Annotated in this window: 1 protein-coding gene; it reads left to right on the top strand. The window is 33.6% G+C overall.

From position 1 onward, the window contains the following. On the top strand, positions 1 to 690 hold a 690-nt coding region (locus tag BN1226_RS10795), incomplete at its 5' end, for a hypothetical protein (protein WP_162183146.1). Positions 691 to 878: the final 188 nt, after the last annotated feature.

The following is an 878-nucleotide window of genomic DNA, read 5'->3' as shown; positions in this document are numbered from 1 at the left end:
GTGGATTACACTATTGCTTCTGGAGATATTGTTGGAACAGGGATTAATTTATTACCTTGGATACCAGGTCGCTTTAATTTTGGAATAGGAAATACGGATACTACGGGAGAGAATTTCCCTAGGATTCTGGGTAGGATTTTCACTGGGGATCATACCAAGGCTTATTATCGAGATGAAGATGTGATTAAATTTCTTGTTTTAGACAGAGATAAATTTAATGAAATCAAAAGATATCAAGAAAAAACTTGGGGTGAAATTGGACCAAAAACGAAAACAATTTATTTTGGAAACAAGGAAATTATAAAAGAAAATAAGGGGGGAAAGATGAATAAGCTCTTGGTTTGTTTCGTTTTATTGCTTTCTAGTTGTTATTTGGCAAACGGTTCTCCATCTTCTGTTAATTTTTGGGTAAAGGGTGATCAAAAAATATCAGTCAAAGAAATTTGGAGTTGTGAAAGAAAAGCATATGCTTCCATAGGGGAAAGAAGTTTATTTTTATATGATAAGTTTCGAAGTAAAGAGGGGATATCTAATGAGGAGGATAAAGAGTTATCTAAATATGATAAAAAAGCTAACCCTTTAGTTAGGAAATGCTATTATGATTTAGGTTATCGTTTTCGTGCACCTTACTATTGGTGTATTGCAGAAAGCAATATGGAAACTTGTAAAATTAATCAGAAATATCGTTGATTTATTATATTAAAAACTATTCTAGCCAATGCTGTGTGTTTGGAACATCTAATACAAGCCAAGATCAAGTTACGATTTGGGATAGGCTTAATACCTATAATGCACAAAACCCGACTAATCGAGTGTCATTAGATCATGTAGCTCATAGTTTGGGAGCGGCAAGCACAAAAAATGCAATGAATTGGGCG

It is taken from the genome of Mannheimia massilioguelmaensis (genome assembly GCF_000940515.1).
Classification (GTDB): Bacteria; Pseudomonadota; Gammaproteobacteria; order Enterobacterales; family Pasteurellaceae; genus Basfia; species Basfia bettyae.
Note: the sequence above shows the minus strand (reverse complement) of the source record. Positions and strands in the feature narration are given on the sequence as shown.